The following is a 20,758-nucleotide window of genomic DNA, read 5'->3' as shown; positions in this document are numbered from 1 at the left end:
CTCCCTCCTTAAACCGAACAAGACTAACCACACGGAATCTGCATGACGCGTTATATTTTCGTCACCGGCGGTGTCGTGTCCTCCTTGGGGAAAGGTATCGCTTCGGCCTCTCTGGCAGCGATCCTGGAGGCACGCGGCTTAACAGTTACCATTCTCAAGCTGGACCCGTACATTAACGTGGACCCCGGCACCATGAGCCCGTTCCAGCACGGTGAAGTGTTTGTCACCGAAGACGGGGCAGAAACCGATCTTGATCTGGGCCATTACGAACGCTATATCCGCACGCCAATGACTCGGCGCAATAATTTCACCACGGGCCGGGTCTACGAAGAAGTCATTAAAAAAGAGCGTCGTGGCGATTACCTGGGGGGAACAGTACAGGTCATTCCTCACATCACCGACGAGATCAAGCGTCGGGTGATCGAGGGCGCAGCTGGTGTGGATGTAGCCATGATAGAGATTGGCGGCACCGTGGGTGATATTGAATCGCTACCGTTTCTCGAAGCCTGCCGTCAATTGAAGGTTGAAGTCGGTTCCCAGCGGGCGCTCTTCATGCACCTGACGCTGGTGCCCTATATCGCAACCGCTGGGGAAATCAAAACCAAGCCGACACAGCACTCCGTCAAGGAAATGCGCTCGATTGGTCTGCAACCGGATATATTGTTATGCCGTTCCGAGTATGAAGTTGACCTGAGTTCCCGTCGTAAAATCGCGCTGTTTACCAACGTTGAAGAGCGCGCGGTTATCCCGATGCAGGATGCGCGTTCAATTTACGAAATTCCCCGCATGCTCCACAGTTTCGGGCTTGATCAGATCGTTATTGAGCGCTTTAACCTGGACGCAGGGCCGGCTGATCTCAGTGAGTGGGATGCCGTGATCGAATCGCAACTAAATCCCGAGAACGAAGTCACCATTGCGATGGTGGGTAAGTACATGGAGTTGCTGGACGCCTACAAATCCTTGATTGAGTCGTTGCTGCATGCCGGTATAAAAACACGTACCAACATCGTGATGAAGTACATCGATTCGGAAGATATCGAACACGGTGGTACCCGGGTGCTGGACGACGCAGATGCCATTCTGGTACCAGGTGGCTTTGGTGAGCGTGGCGTCGAGGGTAAAGTCAGAACGGTACAGTATGCCCGAGAGAACAAAGTACCTTATCTGGGTATCTGCCTTGGTATGCAGGTTGCGGTTATCGAATACGCACGGAATGTGGCTGGTCTGAAAGACGCACACAGCACTGAGTTCCGCGAGCACACACCCGCGCCGGTGGTGGGCCTGATTACCGAGTGGCTGGATGCCAGCGGAACAAAAGAAGAACGCACTACTGAGTCGGACCTGGGCGGGACCATGCGCCTTGGCGGGCAGGACTGCGTGCTGACAGAGGGTTCCACGATCGCCGCTTGCTATGATCGCAAAGTAATCCGTGAGCGCCATCGTCATCGCTATGAAGTGAACAATCATTTTGTCCCGCAGCTTGAAGAAGCCGGTTTGCGTGTGGCTGGCCGTTCAACCGACGGTGCATTGGTCGAGGTTATCGAAGTGCCGGACCATCCGTGGTTCGTAGCCTGTCAGTTCCACCCTGAATTTACTTCGACACCGCGGGACGGACACCCTTTATTCAAAGGCTTTGTTGAGGCGGCACTGGTGCATCAGAAACAGAACGCCGGGAAATAACAATCAAACGCCGGTTCAGACAATCTGAACCGGCGTTTTGGTTTGTATGACATGAAGAGAGCTCCCATGGAACACAAAACCGTTACGGTCGCTGACCTGAAAATTGCCAACGATCATCCTTTCGTTCTGTTTGGCGGCATGAACGTGTTGGAATCTCGTGACATGGCGTTCGAAGTGGCTGAGGCGTATGTCGAAGTCACCCGCAAGCTCGGCATTCCCTATGTGTTCAAGGCCTCATTCGATAAGGCTAACAGGTCGTCGGTGAGCTCCTTTCGTGGCCCCGGGCTGGAACAGGGGCTCCAGATACTGCAGGACATCAAGAGTCACTTCGGGGTTCCCGTGATGACCGATGTGCACGAACCCTGGCAGGCGGAGCCGGTATCTGAGGTGTGCGATATCATCCAGTTACCCGCCTTTCTCAGCCGACAAACCGATCTGGTCGTGGCTATGGCCAAGACCGGCGCGGTGATCAATATTAAAAAGGCGCAGTTTCTGGCGCCCCAGGAAATGCAGCACATCATCCGCAAGTGCAAAGAGGCGGGCAACGACCGTATTCTGCTTTGCGAGCGGGGCAGCAGCTTTGGCTATAACAACCTGGTCGTGGATATGCTCGGCTTCGGCATTATGAAGTCCTTCCGGCACCCGGTCTTCTTCGACGTCACCCATGCGCTTCAGATGCCGGGCGGCAGAGCAGACTCGGCCGGTGGCCGGCGTGCGCAGGTGGCTGACCTGGCGCGGGCTGGTATGTCCCAGAGGATTGCAGGGCTATTCCTTGAGGCCCATCCCGATCCGGATGCAGCACTGTGTGATGGTCCTTGCGCTCTTCGATTGAGCCAGCTTGAGCCGTTCCTGGCCCAGGCCAAGGCAGTGGATGACCTGGTCAAGGGCTTTGCCCCTCTGGATACTGCCTGATTCCATAAGCTGTTAATGAAACCGATATTTAATCAATGAAACACGACTACGTTGGAGACCCGATAGCATGACCAAGATTGCCAACATCAAAGCCCGTGAAGTGCTGGATTCTCGTGGGAATCCCACCGTTGAGGCGGATGTTATCCTCGAAGATGGAACTTTAGGCCGGGCTTGTGCTCCTTCCGGAGCATCCACCGGCTCCCGCGAGGCACTTGAGCTGCGCGACAAGGATGCCAGTCGCTACCTTGGTAAAGGGGTATTGAAAGCTGTCGGTGCCATTAATGGTCAGATCCGCGACGCGTTACTGGGTAAAGACTCGGCGAACCAGCGAGATATCGACACCACCATGATCACCCTTGATGGCACCGAGAATAAAGCTAACCTTGGGGCCAATGCCATTCTGGCGGTATCTCTGGCGACCGCAAAAGCGGCTGCCACTTCGTTGGGCAAGCCACTGTATGAACACATTGCCGATTTGAACGGAACTTCGGGCAAGTTTTCCATGCCAGTACCGATGATGAATATTCTCAACGGTGGTGAGCACGCCGACAACAACGTCGACATCCAGGAATTCATGATTCAACCTGTCACCGCGACCTCTTTTGCAGAAGCTTTGCGAATCGGTGCCGAAATCTTCCACAGCCTCAAAAAGGTGCTCAGTGGTAAAGGCTTGAGCACAGCCGTTGGGGATGAGGGTGGATTCGCGCCAGACCTGCCATCTAACGAAGGCGCTCTTGCGGTCATTCAGGAGGCGGTAGAGAAAGCAGGTTACGTGTTGGGAAAAGACATCACACTGGCACTTGATTGCGCGTCCTCAGAATTCTACAAGGATGGCCAGTATGATCTGGCAGGTGAGGGTAAAAAGTATTCCCCGGAAGGGTTTGCAGATTACCTGGCGGGTCTCGCGGAGCGCTATCCGATCGTCTCGATTGAAGATGGTATGGATGAGAGCGACTGGGAAGGCTGGGCGATACTGACCCGGAAGATCGGGGCGAAAGTGCAGTTGGTTGGCGATGACCTGTTCGTGACCAATACCCGGATTCTCAAGCGCGGTATCGACGACGGCGTGGCGAACTCCATCCTGATCAAGTTCAATCAGATTGGTAGCCTGAGCGAAACGTTGGATGCGATCAAGATGGCGCAGAATGCGGGTTACACAGCGGTCATATCCCATCGTTCCGGTGAAACCGAAGATACCACCATCGCGGATCTGGCAGTCGCCACTTGCGCTGGCCAGATTAAAACGGGCTCTCTGTGCCGTTCAGACCGGGTTGCCAAGTACAACCAGTTGTTACGTATTGAGGAAGCTCTGGCAGGTAAAGCACCGTATCGCGGTCTCAAGGAGATAAAAGGCCAAGGCTGAGGGATCGCCAAATGCCTGCCGGTGGGCTAAACTTCCGGGGTGCTGAGAAGTTCCGGCTTTTCAGCATCTTTTTTGGTTTGCCGGGAACACTTTGCCGGCTACACAAGGATTGGTTGAATGAAGTTGCTTTGGACCATACTAGTGGTACTTATTCTTCTGCTACAAGTGCGCTTGTGGGTTGGGGAAGGTAGCTTTGTTCAGGTCTGGGCGATGGAAAATACTGTCGAGCAACAGCGTCAGGAAAACGCCAAGCTTGCCACCCGGAATGAGCGTCTTTATGCAGAGGTACGCAATCTTCGCAGCGGGCAAGGGGCCATTGAAGAGCGCGCTCGAATGAACCTCGGCCTGGTTCGGGATGATGAGACCTTCTTCCTGGTAGTTGAGCCTTAAACCGTAAGCCTTGTGACCGCTTCATGACCAAACCTCGATATTGGCTTGTCATTCCTGCTGCAGGTATTGGCCAGCGCATGAATTCAGACTGTCCCAAACAGTATCTCCGCATCCACGATCGTTTCATCGTCGATATTGTGTTGTCTCGTCTTCTGGACGGCCTCACTTTTGATGGGTGTATGGTAGCGCTTCATCGGGATGACAGATGGTGGTCGACCACTGCAAGCCAATGTGATCCGAGGGTGCAGGTATGTGAAGGCTCATCGGAGCGCCATCTTTCGGTATTGGTGGCACTTCAGGCGCTGGCAGAGCAGGCTGGAGAGGACGATTGGGTGCTCGTGCACGACGTGGCCCGGCCTTGCATAAGCTGCGAAGATGTCCAGAACCTTATGACAACCCTGGCATTGGACCCCGTCGGCGGTCTTTTGGCCGCTCCCGTCACGGATACCCTGAAGCGCGTCACGGGTAGTGATCATCGGGTATCGGAGACGGTTGATCGTGGGCGACTTTGGCGGGCATTGACGCCCCAGATGTTTCGTTTTGGCGCGCTCAGGGCCGCCATTGAAAGCGTGGTCCGAGCCGGTGTCTCAATAACCGATGACGCCTCTGCCATGGAGTACATCGGCGCTGTTCCCCAATTGGTAAAGGGCCGTTCGGACAACATCAAGATTACCGTTCCGTCAGACCTTGCCTTGGCCGCCTTCCTGCTGGATGGGGCATCTGTTGAGCGAAAGCCGAAATAATCTGACCTGAATGTGATCATCATCGCTATAACAACCGGAGTAGAGCAATGCGCATTGGCCAGGGGTTTGATGTTCACGCGTTTGGTGAAGGCGACCACGTTATTTTAGGCGGTGTTCAGATTCCATTTAGGCAAGGATTGGTGGCGCACTCAGACGGCGATGTATTGCTCCATGCTGTGTCGGACGCTTTATTGGGTGCTTTGGCCCTCGGCGACATCGGGCACTTCTTTCCCGATACGGCGCAAGAGTGGGCGGGCGCCGACAGCCGCAACCTGCTTCGGCAAGTCATGAACCGTATTTCGGAGCAGGGCTACGAAGTCACAAACGTAGACTCCACCATTATCGCCCAGGCGCCCAAAATGGCTCCCCATATCGAGCAAATGAAAATCAACATCGCTAATGACCTTGGTATTTCATTGGGGCAGGTCGGAGTGAAGGCAACCACTACGGAATGTCTGGGGTTTACCGGCCGTGGCGAAGGCATCGCTTGCCAGGCCATTTGCTTGCTGAGCAAGGTGGGTTTATGAATACCGGCCCTTGGCGTCTCGACTGGCCTACCGCAGGAGGCCCACGTCTGGGCCGGGCAACCATTAAGGCCAGCCCCCATGACTTTTACGTCGACGAGCAGCTCGAGTTGCCGGGCGTGCCCAATGTTGAACCAACACATCGAAAGCACGGAGCACTGGAGAAGAAAGGCCAGATAGTTGTCTCAGGGGCGGGAGAACATCTGTGCCTGCGAATCGAAAAATGCGGTGATAACACCGATCACTTGGCCCGGAAACTGGCGCAATTGTCCGGCTGCAAGCCTCATGATGTCGGATTCTGCGGGCTCAAGGACCGGCATGCGGTGACTCGCCAATGGTTCAGCGTTTACCGACCCGGCATGATGGCTGAGGACGACGGGTTCATCGCCAAGGTACGGGAATGTTGGGCAGTGCTATCCGCCCATCGTGTCCCGCGTAAATTGCGACGCGGCGAACATCGGGCCAATCGCTTTGAGATACTGGTGACGGATATTGATGCCTCGCCCTCGGAAGTGGAGCAAGTGCTCAAGCGCATAAGGGTACAGGGTTGTCCGAATTATTTTGGTTCCCAGCGTTTTGGCTGGGCTGGCAACAACCTGGCTCAGGCGGTGAGAATGAATCCCGGCAAGCGGCGGGGTAAGAATAATCGAGACGGATTGTACTTTTCAGCAGCGCGTTCATGGTTATTCAATGAAGTCCTTGCTGAACGCGTTGTTGCCGGAAACTGGCTGCAGTTTCTGCCCGGCGAACCTGTCTCGGATGATGTAACAGGTCCGCTCTGGGGTGATGGCGGTACTGCTGCCACTGAGGTTCTTGGCGAGCTTGAACGGACGGTAGTAGCCCGTCATCCGGACATGGCATTGGTGTTTTCCCAAACCCGCATGAAGCCGGAGCGTCGCACTCTTGCCCTCGTGCCAGCAGATTTTTCATGGCATTGGACAGTCAGGGGTGACCTGTTCCTTGGTTTCGAGTTGGCGCCGGGTCAGTTCGCTACGGCGGTGCTGCAGGCGTTATTTGAAATTTCCGATGCCTCCAGTCAGGCGGAGCTCGCAGCAAAGTCCTAAACAGGGCATATTAAATAAAACGGTGATGGAACTGGCGGCTTCTGGCTGGTCTCAAAAGAATTCAGCTGGCACCTCGATGCTGGCAACTTAGCGGAGACATTTGTGCGTATTCTGTTGTCCAATGATGATGGTGTTCACTCACCTGGCCTCAAAGCGCTATACGATGGCCTGGGTGAGTTGGGGGAACTTTTTGTTGTCGCGCCTGACCGTGATCACAGCGGAGCCAGCAATTCTCTGACGCTGAACCGGCCATTGACGGTGGAGAAACACCCCAACGGCTTTCGTTCTGTTGACGGTACGCCGAGCGATTGCGTGCATCTTGCTGTCAACGGCCTTTATCCCAAAGGATTTGATCGCGTGGTGTCTGGCATTAATACGCATGCAAATCTCGGTGACGATGTGATTTATTCAGGCACGGTTGCGGCCGCTACCGAGGGGCGGCATCTGGGCTTACCTGCGATCGCGGTTTCTTTGGTTAATAACGGGCATTTTCACTACGACACCGCAGCCCGCGTTGTGCAATCCCTGCTTCGCTATGAAACTCCCGTGCCTCTTGGGGCACGCTGTATTTTAAACGTGAACGTGCCGGATGTGCCGTGGGAGGAGCTCGCGGGCTTCCAGATTACCCGCCTCGGTCATCGCGATCGGTCGGAGGGTGCTGTTCCGATGACTTGCCCTCGGGGGAAAGAGCGCTACTGGATCGGCGCCGCAGGACAGGGCAGTGATGCTGGAGCCGGGACCGATTTCCATGCGATTAGCCATGGCTATGTTTCCATTACGCCGGTACAGGTAGATATGACTCGCCATGAGTGCCTTCCTGCTCTGCGGGAGTGGCTTGAGGGAGTGGTCTGATGGTGCCGGAACTGCAAGGAATTGGCATGACCTCAAGACGCACACGTGCGCGTCTGATTCAGCGTTTACGCGAGTCCGGGATTGTTGATGAGCAGGTACTCTCAGTCATGGAGGAGGTGCCTAGGCATATTTTCCTCGATGAGGCGCTCTCACATCGGGCCTATGAAGATACCGCTCTTCCTATTGGCCACAGCCAGACCTTGTCCCAACCCTATATTGTTGCCCGTATGACCGAAGTGCTGATGCGCCATAAACCCGGTCGTGTGCTTGAACTTGGCACCGGATCAGGCTACCAGACCGCTATTCTGGCGGGGCTGGTGAAAGATGTTTACAGCGTGGAGCGAATAAAGGCCTTGCAGGACCGGGCCAGGGAACGCTTGAGAGCACTGGGCTATCGTAACGTGATGCTTCGGCTTGCAGAGCGTGGAATCGGATGGCCTGAAAAGGGGCCTTTTGAGGGCATTCTTGTTACCGCTGCACCAAAAGAATTGCCGAGAGATCTGATGATGCAATTGGCTGACAGAGGCGTAATGGTCATCCCGGTTGGCGAAGGAACCCAGATGCTAACTCAGGTGATCCGGCGGGGAGATGATTTTGACATCACGGATATTGAGCCAGTCCGATTTGTACCGTTATTGGGGGGCGTTGTCCGATGAATAAAACGGACAACGAGCCAACTCCGGAAGCCCAGCATCTGCTGGGCGTTTTTCTGCGTGGTATGGCGATGGGCGCGGCGGATATCGTGCCAGGAGTATCGGGTGGCACCATCGCGTTTATCACGGGTATCTATTTCCGTTTGTTGGCGGCAATTGATTCGATACCGTTCGCCTTTGTCCGGCAACTCTGCCGTGGACAGGTTAAAAACTTCTGGCAATCAACAGACGCGAATTTTCTGCTTAGCCTGTTAGCGGGCATCCTGACCAGCGTTATTACGCTGGCCTCTATTATCAGTTATGGATTGGAGCAGTACCCGATACTTTTATGGAGTTTTTTCTTCGGGCTTATCGTGGCCTCGGTCTGGCACGTAGGTCGTGAGATCAAAGTTCAGCGGTTTGTGTTGTTGGTGCCGTTGCTAACCGGGGTAATCTTCGCATGGTGGGTTACCACGTTGTCATCAGGCCAGGTTGAACCTTCTCCGCTGGTCATTATTGGCTCTGGTGCTCTTGCAATCTGTGCGATGATTTTGCCAGGCATTTCAGGCAGTTTTATCCTCGTCATACTGGGTATGTACGCTCCGATTCTGGCAGCGATAAAAGGCGCCGAAGTGGGAACTTTGCTCCTGTTTGCTGTCGGGTGTGTGGCAGGTTTACTTTCCATTGCCCGCATACTGACATGGGCAATACACCGTTTTCACGATGCTATGCTCGCTTTGTTGACCGGTTTCATGATCGGTGCGTTAAACAAAGTATGGCCTTGGAGGGAGGCACTGAGCTGGCGGACCAACAGTGCGGGCGAACAGGTGCCGATAGAGGAGATCAGCGTTTCGCCGATGCAGTATGCGGATGCGACCGGAGCGGCCCCGGAATTGCTGGGGGCTTTATTTGCCGCATTGGCTGGATTTTTCCTGGTGTTACTGATTGAGTGGATGGCGACGGCATTCAAAGCGCAGCCCCTAAGGCAATGAGTGAAATACGGAAGGGGTCACACAGCTATTGTGAATCGGTGTTACTTTTCAGTTGGTTTTGCTGTTTCCGGGAGTAACACTGATGGTGCAAAGGTAACTTGGATTTGCACACGAAATGTGCAATATATTAGCAAGTTATCGAGCTTACTTTAGAAAACGCACCATTTTTAATATGAATTTGAAATAAAAAAGGCGGCTTATATACTTTTTCCATCGTTGCGCAGTATTAAACATGATGGCCCGGTTGCCTGCCTGGTTGGCAATGTCAGGGCAGTGCGCTTTGGGAGGTACGGTTACCTGGGCTGCATTGTCCGCGGTCTGAGTCTGCCGGTGATACTGGCGCTGCTGCTCAGTGGTTGTAACACCGCTGCGATCTATCAGGACGATCGTTACAACCCGCCGGTTTTTTGGGGGCGTCACGTAGTAAAGTCCGGTGAAACCCTTATCAGTATTGCCTGGCGCTATGGGCGCGACTATCGCGAATTGGGCAATGCCAACGGTATATCTCCACCTTATAAGATTCGGGTCGGCCAGGTTCTGCGGCTAGATCTGCGCGGTAAAGTGGTGGCTGGGTCGGACTCCCGGTCCACACCCACGCCGACTGCTCGAACGAGCGCACCTCCATCCCGAACGTCTGCCCCGCCAAGATCCCAGCCCGCTCCGAGAGTTGAGCGTGCTCCTATTAGCAGTGCACCTCTGCCAGATCAGACCCAGAAGGTATCGGGCATCGATTGGCGATGGCCTCACGTTGGCACCGTACTTGCAGGTTTTTCAACGTCCGGTAAAGTCAATAAAGGTGTTGATATTAATGGCAATGCTGGTGACCCGGTTCGGGCGGCAGCCTCCGGGAACGTAGTGTATGCAGGTAGTGGGCTGCTCGGTTACGGCAATCTGATTATCGTGAACCACAACGAGCATTATCTGAGCGCTTACGCGCACGCCCGAAAAATTCTGGTGAAAGAGGGGGACAGCGTCCAGGCCGGAGAGACGATTGCAGAATTGGGGAGTAGTGGAACGGATCGCAACAAGTTGCATTTTGAAATTCGGAAGAACGGCAACCCTGTGAATCCGCTGCCTTATTTACCATCCCGAAAATGATTACTGGTAGGGGAGTAAGAATCTGTTGATGAAGTGTGTTTTAGAGGAGTACTTTGAATAAGTGCTTTGCGAGAAGGCGCTCTGAGAATATAGGAGACCGAAGAATAATAAGTCAGTCGCACGACGACTGGCCCGAAAAGAAAATGTCCTGATATAAGAAAGTATTAATAAGAACGCAGCAGGTGCTCACGAAAATAAGAAGCCGGTGGGCGAAAAAACAGGGTCATTGAAAGGCGGGGCTAGGAATATGTCAGCAGATCATGAAGAACTCATTGTTGATCGTGTATCAGATGTTGAAAATTCAGATGAGGTAGAAGCAGAGGCAGAAGAAAAAGACACGCCGGTTGCAGACGCCACCGACGATAAGGAAACCTTCCCATCACGAAGCGCCCCCGGGCGCTATTTCAGTGCATCAAAGCAGTTGGATGCCACGCAGTTATACCTCAACGAAATCGGGTTCTCCCCATTACTGACGCCTGAAGAAGAAGTCTATTTTGCTCGCCTTGCTCGCAAGGGCGAAGAGTCCGGTCGTAAACGAATGATCGAGAGTAACCTTCGACTGGTGGTCAAAATTGCACGTCGTTATGTCAATCGCGGACTGACCCTGCTCGATCTTATCGAGGAGGGCAATCTGGGTTTGATTCGCGCCGTTGAGAAGTTTGATCCTGAACGGGGTTTCCGCTTCTCCACCTACGCGACCTGGTGGATTCGTCAAACCATTGAGCGGGCAATAATGAATCAGACCCGCACCATCCGTTTACCGATTCATGTAGTAAAAGAGCTAAACCTCTATCTTCGCGCCGCTCGGGAACTGACGCAAAAGCTTGATCATGAGCCGTCTGCAGAAGAAATAGCACAGATGGTTGATAAGCCGGTATCGGATGTAAAGCGGATGCTCGGTTTGAACGAGCGGGTGGCATCGGTCGATACACCCATCGGCAGCGGGGGTGAAAAGTCCTTGCTCGATACTGTGGCCGATGAAGCTGCTTCTGATCCTGCGGACCTGCTGCAAGATAATAATATGCGCTCTTGTATTGAGAACTGGATTGACCAGCTCAGCGACAAACAGCAGGAAGTACTCTCGCGCCGGTTCGGACTGAGGGGATATCAGACCAGCACCCTGGAGGAAGTGGGCCAGGAAATTGGCCTTACCCGCGAGCGTGTGCGGCAGATTCAGGTTGAAGCTCTGAGACGCCTTCGGGAAATTCTGGAGAAGGAAGGATTGTCGGGCACCATGTTGTTCAAATAGCCCTATATTCGTAAAACCTTTTTAAAAGCCGGTCAGTAGTATCCCTGACCGGTTTTTTGAGTGGCCCATTGAGAACCAGACGGGACACTAGATATCCATGTAGTCCCGCTTCTGGCGGAACTCGCAGAGATCCTCGATGATACACGCCCCACAACGGGGTTTGCGCGCTACACATGTGTAGCGCCCGTGTAGAATCAGCCAGTGGTGGGCGTCCAGCAGGAACTCCCTGGGTACCAGCCGCATCAGCCGTTTTTCCACCTCTAGCACGTTTTTCCCAGGCGCTATGCCGGTCCTGTTGGAAACCCGGAATATGTGGGTGTCTACCGCCATGGCTGGATGCCCGAATGCCGTATTAAGAACCACGTTGGCAGTTTTCCGCCCGACGCCAGGCAGAGCTTCCAGTTCTTCCCGGCTACCCGGAACCTCACTGTTGTGCGTTTCAACCAGCGCCCGACAGGTTTTTATGACGTTCTCTGCCTTGCTGTTAAAAAGGCCGATGGTCTTGATGTACTGCTTCAGGCCGTCCACACCAAGGGCAAGAATCGTCTCCGGCGTGTTCGCGACAGGATAGAGTTTGGCTGTTGCTTTGTTTACGCCAACATCTGTGGCCTGTGCCGAAAGGATCACTGAAATGAGCAACTCAAACGGAGAGGTGTAGACCAACTCTGTGGTTGGTGCTGGATTCGCCTTTCTCAGACGTTCGAAGATTTCAGTGCGCTTCTGTTTGTTCATGGTGTTAGTACCTTCAAGAGACATGGCCGGTTACACGTACCCGTTTGCTCCCCGCTGTTTCTGGCTGTCGGGCGTTTGCCTGTCGGCGGGCCGCTATACGACGGTCGATGCCGTTTTTGAGGGCGATGAGCAAGCCAAGCCCGACAAAAGCACCAGGTGGCAGAACCATAAAAAGCATATCCGGATATTGCTCAAATGGTCGGATCATCCAATCGCCCGCTATTGGCCCTACGAGCAAATCCATGCCAGCGAACAACGTGCCCTGGCCAAGCAGTTCGCGAAGGCCTCCCAGCACAATGAGCACCAATAGAAAGCCGATGCCCATCATGGCGCCGTCGAGAATGGCGGGGCCCGGGGCATTCTTGGAAGCAAATGCATCGGCGCGGCCGAGGATGGCGCAGTTCGTGACGATCAGTGGTATGAAAATGCCCAGGATCTGATAAAGCTCATAGGTGTAGGCCTGCATCAAGAGTTCCGCGCAGGTTACATAGGAGGCAATGATCATCACGAAAGCAGGCAGTCGGACGGATTCCTGTACGAAATTGCGTATCAGCGACACCGCCAGGTTGGAGCCGATCAGAACCATCAGGGTGGCAAGCCCAAGCCCAATGGCGTTAACCACGGTGCTGGTGACTGCCAGCAAAGGGCAGAGGCCAAGTACCTGAACCAGCGCCGGGTTGTTGGTCCAAAGGCCGTCCTTGATGATCTCAGTGCTGGTCTTCGTTGCCATTAGATTGCCCAGGTGCTGCTGTTGGTCAGACGTCGTCGCGCCGAAAGATTTGCTGATGGTCCCGTACATAGTTCAGGGTCTGTCGAACCGCCTTCACGACTGCACGGGGAGTGATGGTAGCACCGGTAAACTGATCAAATACTCCACCATCTTTGCTCACAGCCCACCTATTCGGCTCGGGATCGCCCAGGGAGCGACCGTTGAAGGACAGAACCCAATCAGATTTCCGGAGTTCAATCTTGTCGCCGAGGCCGGGGGTTTCCCGATGCGCGGTCACTCGCACTCCCAATACAGTACCATCTGGAGCCACGCCGACCAGTAGTCGGATATCCCCGGAGTAGCCATCGTTTGCGACCACCGGGATGATAATCCCGGCAGGCTCGCCGGCCTCACGCGCGACCCAGGCGTCAACCGGTTCCTTGTTGCCCAGACGCGGGTCTGGTGCCAGTTCGACGGTGTCTGCCAGAAGGTCATTATCGTGCTGTTGTTCGGGAATAATCTCGAACAGCGCTGCAGCTTCCGCCCGGCGAATCTGGTCTGCAATGCGCTCTGCGGTGACCACCTGAGTAATGGCGATCACACCGGCGGTAATCACGGCAAAAATTCCGAGGCCGATGGCGTTGCGTGCGATGGACTGTCTGATGGCTGCCACGGTCACTTCGAACTCTTGTGAGCAATGCCACGGCGGGGCTTACGGTGGCCGTAGGTGCGGGGCGGCGTGTAATGGTCAATCAAGGGAACCGCAAAATTCATCAGTAACACTGCGAAGGCGACGGCATCGGGGTAGCTTCCCCAGGTCCGGATGATATATAGCAGCAAACCGATACCGGCTCCGTAGACCAGTTTGCCCTGATGACTGGTGGCGGCCGAGACCGGGTCCGTGGCGATAAAAAAAGCTCCAAGCATTGTGGCACCGGCCAGCATGTGCAGGGACAGTGGCGCGTAAAGGTCCTGATTGCTGCCGAAAGCCAGACTCGTCATCGCTAGTGTGGCCAGGACGCTGACCGGAATATGCCAAGTGATGACCTTCAGGTAGAGCAACGCCAGGCCACCCGCCAGAAACGCCAGGTTAACCCATTCCCAACCCTTCGCTATGCCATCACCGAAACTGGGATGTTGCCGCACTTCGTCGGCTACAAGAGCACCAATCTCGTGTTTGTAGACATCCAGAGGTGTAGCCATTGTGTAGGCGTCAATGGCGGTTTGTTGACCCATTGAAATTATGCCCAATGTTTCAACGAAGCCGGGAGTACCGTTTAAAAGGCCTGCAGGCGCTGCCCAATTGGTTGTCATGGCGACTGGAAACGAGATCAGCACCAGCGCATACCCCACCATTGCCGGGTTAAACGGGTTGGAACCCAAACCTCCGTAGAGTTGTTTTGCCATCACAATAGCTGAAATAACCGCGACAGCGGATACCCACCATGGAGTGAATGGAGGTAACGCAAGGCCCAGCAGCAGGCCGGTGAGGGCGGCGGTGTTGTCAGATAGGTAAAACCCCAGCGGGCGCTGACGGAGCCTGAGAACAGCTGCTTCTGCTCCGATGGCCAGGGCTATACACCACATAACATTGATCAGGTTACCCCAGCCGAAAAAGACCGTTTGCGCGACCAGCCCCGGCAGGGTTGCCAGCATCACCCACAGCATGACGCGGGCGGTTGAGCGTGCACCACGGGTGTGGGGGGATGATTGTTGTCGTAGTGTCATCAGTATTGCCGTTACCGCTTCGTGGGGCTGTCGTTCGGTGCATGCTCCGCAGCCTGTGACTGCTGCGACTTCTGTTCCTTACGGGCCAAAGCGGCCTGAACAGCGGCTGTTTTGGCAGCGCGGTCGTCCAGTGGCTTCGGGTTGGCGACATTATCAGTCTGCTGGCTCTTTCTCGTCTGAGCATCTGCCGCCGCGCGGGCGCGTTCCTCCCGGCGGGCCTCTTTTTCTGCCTGCTCCCTTTCCAGCCTTGCCTGACGAGCCTCGAAACGTACTCTTGCATGATCAGACTTCAACTGTTCAGCGTTGTGAGTTCGTATTTCGCCTTTGGCAAAACGATAATATTGCACCAGGGGTATACTGCTGGGGCAGACATAAGAGCACGCGCCGCATTCAATGCAGTCGAACAGATTCTGGTGTTCCGCTTTCTCAAACTCTTCGGTTTTCGCGTACCAGAACAATTGCTGTGGCAACAACTCCATCGGGCAGGCTTCCGCGCACGCGCCACAACGGATACAGGGCTGCTCGGGTGGGGGCTCGGGTAGCTCGCCACTGACGGCGGCAATGATACAGTTGGTCGTCTTTATGACCGGTACTTCGGCACTCTGCAGGGTGTATCCCATCATGGGGCCACCAAGAATCAGGCGATCAAGTCGGTCAATTTGGAGACCCGCCTGCGTCAGCAGGTACTGAATAGGTGTACCAATCAAGGCTTCAACATTGCCGGGTGTGGTTACGGCCCTTCCGGTAATCGAGGTAATGCGACTGATCAGCGGTTCACCATGATGAATGGCCCGAAAGACGGCCACTGCTGTGCCCACATTCTGGCACATGGTGCCGATATCGGCCGGTATACCACCGTGGGGTACCTCCTCACCGGTGATGATCTGGATCAGTTGCTTCTCGCCGCCGGAGGGGTATCTGGTCCGGATGGCGACCACTTCGATCAGCGTATCCTGTGCAGCGCTGCTCAGGGCAGCGATTGCCTCAGGTTTATTATCCTCTACTGCGATCACGCAATGGGCCGGTTCCAGCAGCCACGCCATAATGTTCAGGCCTTCCACCACTTCGGCGGCTCGCTCCCGCATCAGAACGTCATCAGCGGTGATATAAGGTTCGCACTCGGCCCCGTTAAGAATCAGGGTCTCAACTTTGTCATGCCTTGGTGGATGCAGTTTAAAGCTGGTGGGAAAGCCGGCACCGCCCAGCCCGACAATGCCCGCATCCCGAATGTGGGCGAGCACTTCGGAGCGTGGGTGCTGGGTGTAGTCAGGCATGGGATGACGTTTGCCCCAGGTGTCCCGGTCGTCCGGTATCAAGGTAATGCACCAGTCCACCATGCCCGAGGGGTGTGGAACCGGCTGCTTTGAAATGGCCTCCACCCTACCGGAAGTGGGAGCATGAACCGGAACGCCAAGAATGCCGATCGGGGTGGCCAGGCAGTCGCCCTTCAATACCGTATCGCCCACGGCTACGCGGATTTCAGCAGGGGAGCCGATGTGTTGCTGCAAGGGTAATATCAGTTTGTCCGGGAGCCCGGCGTGGCGGATGGGCTGCGTGTTGGACTGGTTCTTTTGCTGCGGTGGATGAATACCACCAGGGAAATCCCAGAGTTTGCGCATCAGGCCATTGCCTCCTGACGATCAGTGGCAATAATCGACTTGCCCGGAGGGCTCCACGTCCAGTTCCGGATATCGGGCTCAAGGGTCACCATATCGATGCAGTCTACCGGGCAGGGGTCAACGCAGAGATCGCAGCCGGTGCACTCGCTCTGGATCACCGTGTGCATGTGTTTCGCCGAGCCCAGGATGGCATCAACCGGACAAGCCTGGATACACTTGGTGCAGCCGATGCATTCATCTTCGCGAATGATGGCGACACGTTTTTCCTGTTCAATGCCGTGTTCCGCGTCCAGTGGCTGGGGCTCAATATCCAGCAGATCTGCTAGCGCCTTGATAGTACCTTCACCACCGGGCGGACATTTATTGATAGCATCCCCGTTGGCAATGGATTCCGCATAAGGACGGCAGCCGGGAAAGCCACATTGCCCGCACTGGGTTTGTGGCAGCAGCGAATCAATCTGTTCGACCAGCGGGTTGCCTTCGACCCGGAAGCGTTCTGCGGCGTAACCAAGTATGCCGCCAAAGATGAGCGCCAGCGCCAGGAGCACCGCGACAGCAATTACTATACTGGTCCACATGATTCGCCTCCTTATACGCCGACCAGGCCGGTGAAGCCCAGGAATGCAAGCGACATGAGACCGGCGGTAATCAGGCCTATAGAGGCCCCCTGAAAAACTCCCGGCACATCAGACACCGCTATACGCTCGCGCATGGCGGCAAACATCACCAGTACCAGGGAGAAGCCGGCCGCTGCACCAAAGCCATACAAAACCGACTCGACAAAGTTGTTCTGGCGATTGAGATTCAGCAAGGCGACTCCCAACACTGCGCAGTTGGTGGTGATCAGCGGCAGGAAAATGCCCAGAACCCGGTAGAGCAGAGGGCTGGTCTTACGAACCACCATCTCGGTGAACTGCACCACCACTGCAATCACCAGGATAAAGGTAATAGTCTTCAGAAATTCCAGGCCCAGGGGCGCCAGCAGATAGGTAAACGCCAGATAGCTGCAGATAGAAGCGAGAGTCAACACGAAAGTGGTCGCCAGCGACATACCCATGGCGGTTTCCAGCTTCCCGGATACGCCCATAAAAGGGCATAGACCCAGGAACTGGACCAACACAAAGTTGTTCACCAGAATGGTGCTGACCAGTATGAGCAGGTATTCCGACATCTTGGCTTGCTCTCGTTTTACATGATCCGCATGCCGGGGGTAGCACCAGAGTCTGGTGACAGGATAAAGATATCCTTGCCCCCGGGACCTGCAGCCAGCACCATGCCCTCAGACAGGCCGAATTTCATCTTGCGGGGCTTGAGATTGGCGACCATAACCGTTAACCGGCCTTGAAGTTGCTCCGGTGTATAGGCTGACTTGATGCCAGCAAACACATTGCGCTCGCCTTCACCAATGTTCAGGGTCAGCCGCAACAGTTTATCGGCGCCTTCCACATGTTCAGCCTTGACGATTTCCGCCACCCGCAGGTCCACTTTCGCGAAGTCGCCGAAATCGATTTCATCGGCAATTGGCTCCGCGTTTGTTTGCGTTGGCGCCTTGTCGCCCACAGCGGCTGGCATCTCCTCTTTGGAGGCCTCCAGCATCTTGTCAATCTGAGGCATTTCGACTCTGCTCATTAGCGGGCTGAATTTATTGATTTCATGACTTTCAAGGTGTTGGGATCGATTGTTCCAGTCAAGTCTGGAATTAAGAAAGGTCTCCGACGCCTCGGCGGTTTGCGGCAACACCGGTGCCAGGTAGGTCATCAACAAATGAAACATGTTGAGGGCGTTAGTGCATATAGCCTGGAGCTTGTCGTCCTGGCCGTCCTGCTTGGCAATCACCCAGGGTTGCTCATCATTGACATACTGGTTGGCAATATCCGCCAGCTCCATGATGCGGCGCATGGCACGACCGAATTCCCGGGCTTCGTAGAAATCGGCGATATCATCCCCGGCGTCGATGAAGGTTTTCATATGGTCAGTTTCTGTCACCTGGCCGAGTTTGCCGTCGAAGCGCTTGGTAATAAAGCCCGCACTGCGGCTGGCAATGTTGACCACCTTGCCCACGAGGTCGGAATTAACCCGGAACGCAAAATCTTCCAGGTTCAGGTCCATATCGTCGACGCTGCCGGTGAGTTTGGCCGCGAAGTAATAGCGCAGGTACTCCGGGTTCAGATGGTCAAGATAGGTGCGGGCCATAATAAATGTGCCACGGGATTTGGACATCTTTTTGCCATTAACCGTCACAAAGCCGTGGGCGTATATGGCGCTGGGAGTCCGGTAGCCGGCGCTGTGGAGCATAGCGGGCCAGAACAGGGCGTGAAAGTTGATGATGTCCTTGCCGATAAAATGGTAGACCTCGGCGGTGGAATCCGGCTTCCAAAAATGGTTAAAGTCTATGCCTTCCCGGTCGCACAGGTTCTTGAAGCTGGCTAGATAGCCAATGGGTGCATCCAGCCACACATAGAAATACTTACCGGGTGCGTCAGGAATTTCAAAACCGAAATAAGGCGCATCGCGACTGATGTCCCATTCCTGCAGGCCAGCGTCGAGCCATTCAGCAAGCTTGTTCGCTACCTGAGGCTGAAGGGTGCCGCTACGGGTCCAGGTTTGCAGGAAATCCGCAAACTCGGGCAGGCGGAAGAAATAATGTTCGGATTCCTTTTCGATCGGTGTGGCACCGGATACTGCTGAACGTGGGTTAATCAGTTCAGCGGGCGTGTAGGTTGCACCACAGGCTTCGCAGTTATCACCGTACTGGTCTTCGGTCTTGCACTTGGGACAGGTACCCTTGATGAACCTGTCTGCCAGAAACATCTGTTTTTCCGGGTCGTAGGCCTGGACGATTTTACGAGTGGCAATGTGCCCGTTGTCCTGCAACTGTTTGTAGATGTAGTTGGAAAAGGACTGATTTTCTTCCGAATGCGTGGAGTAGTAGTTATCGAAACCCACATGGAAACCGCTGAAGTCTTCCTGATGCTCCTGGTTAATGCGTGCAATCAGCTCCTCGGAGGTGATGCCTTCGCGCTCTGCCCGTAGCATAATGGCGGTACCATGAGCATCGTCGGCGCAAACGTAATGGCAGTTGTTGCCACGCATTTTCTGATAGCGCACCCAGATGTCCGTTTGGATGTATTCCAGCAAATGCCCGAGATGTATGGGCCCGTTGGCATAGGGCAGGGCACTGGTCACCAGAATATCGCGCTGTTTCAGTGAGCTCGCTTGCGTCATTTTAGGTCCGAACCTTGGTCAAGAATGGTTATGGTCAGAAGCGGGCACAGATGATACCTTCCGGGCACTTTTTTTTCATCTGGCCAGCCGTGTTTTCGTCGCTTTGGCCCGTTTTTTCTGAATTTTACCCCTGTGGAGAGTTCGATGACCCAGATTTCCCAACAAGCCCTTGAAACCGCTGTCGGCCAGTATCTGGACCCCTACCTTGAACAGAACCTGTACGCGCTGAATGCGGTCAAGACCCTCATCGCCGGGGAAGATGGCCAGGTTACGCTGACCGTTGAGCTACCTTACGCATCAGAAGGAATCGCTGGCGCGCTGAAAGAAATCGTCCGGAATGCACTTGAGGATGTCCCCGGTGTGACCGCCGCTACCGTCAAAGTAAGTCAGCGTATTCGTGCCCACCAGGCCCAGGGTAATCTGCAGTCCATTGCGGGGGTAAAGAATATTATTGCAGTGGCATCTGGCAAGGGCGGCGTGGGTAAGTCCACTACAGCAGTCAACCTCGCGCTGGCCCTGAGTCAGGAGGGCGCCCGGGTCGGAGTACTGGACGCCGATATCTACGGTCCCAGTGTGGGCATGATGCTGGGCATTCCTGAAGGCCAGAAACCGGACACCAAAGAGGGCAAGTATTTTATCCCGGTGCCTGCTCATGGCATCCAGGCCATGTCGATGGCGTTTCTGGTCAACGATAAAACCCCGATGGTCTGGCGCGGGCCGATGGTCAGCGGGGCGGTTCAGCAGTTACTGACCCAGACTCTTTGGGATGATCTGGACTATCTGGTGGTGGATATGCCACCGGGCACCGGTGATATTCAGCTTACGTTGGCGCAGAAGGTGCCGGTCACCGGTGCAGTGATCGTTACTACTCCTCAGGATATCGCGCTGCTGGATTGCAAAAAAGGCATTGAAATGTTCCGCAAGGTCGAGATTCCGGTGTTGGGGGTGGTGGAAAATATGAGCGTTCACATATGCAGCAACTGCGGCCATGAGGAACATCTTTTCGGTGAAGGCGGCGGCGCTCGCGTGGCGGACGATTACGACACCACGTTGCTCGGCCAGTTGCCACTGCACATGACCATCCGTGAACAGACCGATGGTGGCACGCCTTCCGTGGTGGCGGAACCGGACTCCGAGGTGGCTCGACGTTATCGGGATATTGCCCGCCGGGTAGGGGCGACCCTGTCTCAGCGAGCCCGAAACCTGAGCTCACCCATACCCAGTATTTCCATGAGTGATGACTAAA

21 protein-coding genes are annotated in these 20,758 nt (G+C 54.9%); 13 read left to right on the top strand and 8 right to left on the bottom strand.

Annotated elements, in window-relative coordinates; translation table 11 throughout:
- Positions 1-42 precede the first annotated feature (42 nt).
- From WEB64_RS17600 to rpoS, 12 genes are all read left to right on the top strand, one after another.
- On the top strand, positions 43-1,680 hold the full coding sequence (locus WEB64_RS17600) for a CTP synthase (protein WP_368061091.1): 1,638 nt from the start codon (positions 43-45) through the stop codon (positions 1,678-1,680).
- Between the two features lie 66 nt (positions 1,681-1,746).
- Positions 1,747-2,592: a 3-deoxy-8-phosphooctulonate synthase gene (kdsA, locus tag WEB64_RS17595; protein WP_368061040.1), complete on the top strand. Its 846-nt coding sequence runs from the start codon at positions 1,747-1,749 to the stop codon at positions 2,590-2,592.
- A gap of 67 nt (positions 2,593-2,659) precedes the next feature.
- Positions 2,660-3,955, top strand: a complete 1,296-nt coding sequence (gene eno, locus WEB64_RS17590) for a phosphopyruvate hydratase (protein ID WP_368061041.1) — start codon at positions 2,660-2,662, stop codon at positions 3,953-3,955.
- Between the two features lie 117 nt (positions 3,956-4,072).
- The gene (ftsB, locus tag WEB64_RS17585) at positions 4,073-4,345 is read left to right on the top strand and encodes a cell division protein FtsB (protein WP_368061042.1); all 273 of its coding nucleotides are present in this window, start codon (positions 4,073-4,075) and stop codon (positions 4,343-4,345) included.
- 23 nt (positions 4,346-4,368) lie between these two features.
- Positions 4,369-5,088: a 2-C-methyl-D-erythritol 4-phosphate cytidylyltransferase gene (gene ispD, locus WEB64_RS17580; RefSeq protein ID WP_368061043.1), complete on the top strand. Its 720-nt coding sequence runs from the start codon at positions 4,369-4,371 to the stop codon at positions 5,086-5,088.
- 47 nt (positions 5,089-5,135) lie between these two features.
- Complete coding sequence (gene ispF / locus WEB64_RS17575) at positions 5,136-5,615, top strand: 2-C-methyl-D-erythritol 2,4-cyclodiphosphate synthase (protein ID WP_368061044.1); 480 nt, start codon at positions 5,136-5,138, stop codon at positions 5,613-5,615.
- Positions 5,612-6,676 carry a tRNA pseudouridine(13) synthase TruD gene (truD, locus tag WEB64_RS17570; RefSeq protein WP_368061045.1) on the top strand — a complete coding sequence of 355 codons (1,065 nt, stop codon included), beginning with the start codon at positions 5,612-5,614 and terminating at the stop codon, positions 6,674-6,676. Before ispF ends, truD begins: the two co-directional genes overlap by 4 nt.
- 102 nt (positions 6,677-6,778) lie before the next feature.
- Positions 6,779-7,528 (top strand): 5'/3'-nucleotidase SurE, encoded by a 750-nt coding sequence (gene surE, locus WEB64_RS17565; protein ID WP_368061046.1) that lies wholly within the window; start codon positions 6,779-6,781, stop codon positions 7,526-7,528.
- Complete coding sequence (locus tag WEB64_RS17560; protein ID WP_368061047.1) at positions 7,528-8,184, top strand: protein-L-isoaspartate(D-aspartate) O-methyltransferase; 657 nt, start codon at positions 7,528-7,530, stop codon at positions 8,182-8,184. The genes surE and WEB64_RS17560 overlap by 1 nt, the downstream gene beginning before the upstream one ends.
- Positions 8,181-9,152, top strand: coding sequence for a DUF368 domain-containing protein (locus WEB64_RS17555; RefSeq protein WP_368061048.1), 972 nt, complete (start codon positions 8,181-8,183; stop codon positions 9,150-9,152). Before WEB64_RS17560 ends, WEB64_RS17555 begins: the two co-directional genes overlap by 4 nt.
- Positions 9,153-9,449: 297 nt before the next feature.
- Positions 9,450-10,250, top strand: coding sequence for a peptidoglycan DD-metalloendopeptidase family protein (locus WEB64_RS17550; RefSeq protein ID WP_368061092.1), 801 nt, complete (start codon positions 9,450-9,452; stop codon positions 10,248-10,250).
- Between the two features lie 247 nt (positions 10,251-10,497).
- Complete coding sequence (gene rpoS, locus WEB64_RS17545) at positions 10,498-11,499, top strand: RNA polymerase sigma factor RpoS (protein ID WP_368061049.1); 1,002 nt, start codon at positions 10,498-10,500, stop codon at positions 11,497-11,499.
- 87 nt (positions 11,500-11,586) lie between these two features.
- Here the strand turns inward: rpoS and nth are convergent, their stop codons facing one another.
- From nth to metG, 8 genes are read right to left on the bottom strand one after another with little or no spacing between them, the layout of a single operon-like run.
- Positions 11,587-12,231 (bottom strand): endonuclease III, encoded by a 645-nt coding sequence (gene nth, locus WEB64_RS17540; RefSeq protein WP_368061050.1) that lies wholly within the window; start codon positions 12,229-12,231, stop codon positions 11,587-11,589.
- A gap of 13 nt (positions 12,232-12,244) precedes the next feature.
- Positions 12,245-12,961 carry an electron transport complex subunit E gene (locus WEB64_RS17535; RefSeq protein WP_368061051.1) on the bottom strand — a complete coding sequence of 239 codons (717 nt, stop codon included), beginning with the start codon at positions 12,959-12,961 and terminating at the stop codon, positions 12,245-12,247.
- Positions 12,962-12,986: 25 nt separating this feature from the next.
- Complete coding sequence (gene rsxG, locus WEB64_RS17530; protein ID WP_368061052.1) at positions 12,987-13,613, bottom strand: electron transport complex subunit RsxG; 627 nt, start codon at positions 13,611-13,613, stop codon at positions 12,987-12,989.
- 2 nt (positions 13,614-13,615) lie between these two features.
- Entirely contained in the window at positions 13,616-14,668 is a 1,053-nt protein-coding gene (rsxD, locus tag WEB64_RS17525) for an electron transport complex subunit RsxD (protein WP_368061053.1), read from the bottom strand.
- 11 nt (positions 14,669-14,679) lie between these two features.
- Complete coding sequence (gene rsxC / locus WEB64_RS17520) at positions 14,680-16,287, bottom strand: electron transport complex subunit RsxC (RefSeq protein ID WP_368061054.1); 1,608 nt, start codon at positions 16,285-16,287, stop codon at positions 14,680-14,682.
- Positions 16,287-16,865: an electron transport complex subunit RsxB gene (gene rsxB / locus WEB64_RS17515; RefSeq protein WP_368061055.1), complete on the bottom strand. Its 579-nt coding sequence runs from the start codon at positions 16,863-16,865 to the stop codon at positions 16,287-16,289. Before rsxB ends, rsxC begins: the two co-directional genes overlap by 1 nt.
- 11 nt (positions 16,866-16,876) lie before the next feature.
- On the bottom strand, positions 16,877-17,458 hold the full coding sequence (rsxA, locus tag WEB64_RS17510) for an electron transport complex subunit RsxA (RefSeq protein ID WP_368061056.1): 582 nt from the start codon (positions 17,456-17,458) through the stop codon (positions 16,877-16,879).
- 17 nt (positions 17,459-17,475) lie between these two features.
- Entirely contained in the window at positions 17,476-19,512 is a 2,037-nt protein-coding gene (metG, locus tag WEB64_RS17505) for a methionine--tRNA ligase (RefSeq protein WP_368061057.1), read from the bottom strand.
- Positions 19,513-19,656: 144 nt separating this feature from the next.
- Here metG and apbC point away from each other — a divergent pair, with 144 nt between their 5' ends.
- Positions 19,657-20,757 carry an iron-sulfur cluster carrier protein ApbC gene (apbC, locus tag WEB64_RS17500; RefSeq protein WP_368061058.1) on the top strand — a complete coding sequence of 367 codons (1,101 nt, stop codon included), beginning with the start codon at positions 19,657-19,659 and terminating at the stop codon, positions 20,755-20,757.
- The last annotated feature ends 1 nt before the right edge of the window (position 20,758 follow it).

Origin of the sequence: Marinobacter sp. (genome assembly GCF_040882185.1) — a bacterium.
GTDB lineage: Bacteria > Pseudomonadota > Gammaproteobacteria > Pseudomonadales > Oleiphilaceae > Marinobacter.
Note: the sequence above shows the minus strand (reverse complement) of the source record. Positions and strands in the feature narration are given on the sequence as shown.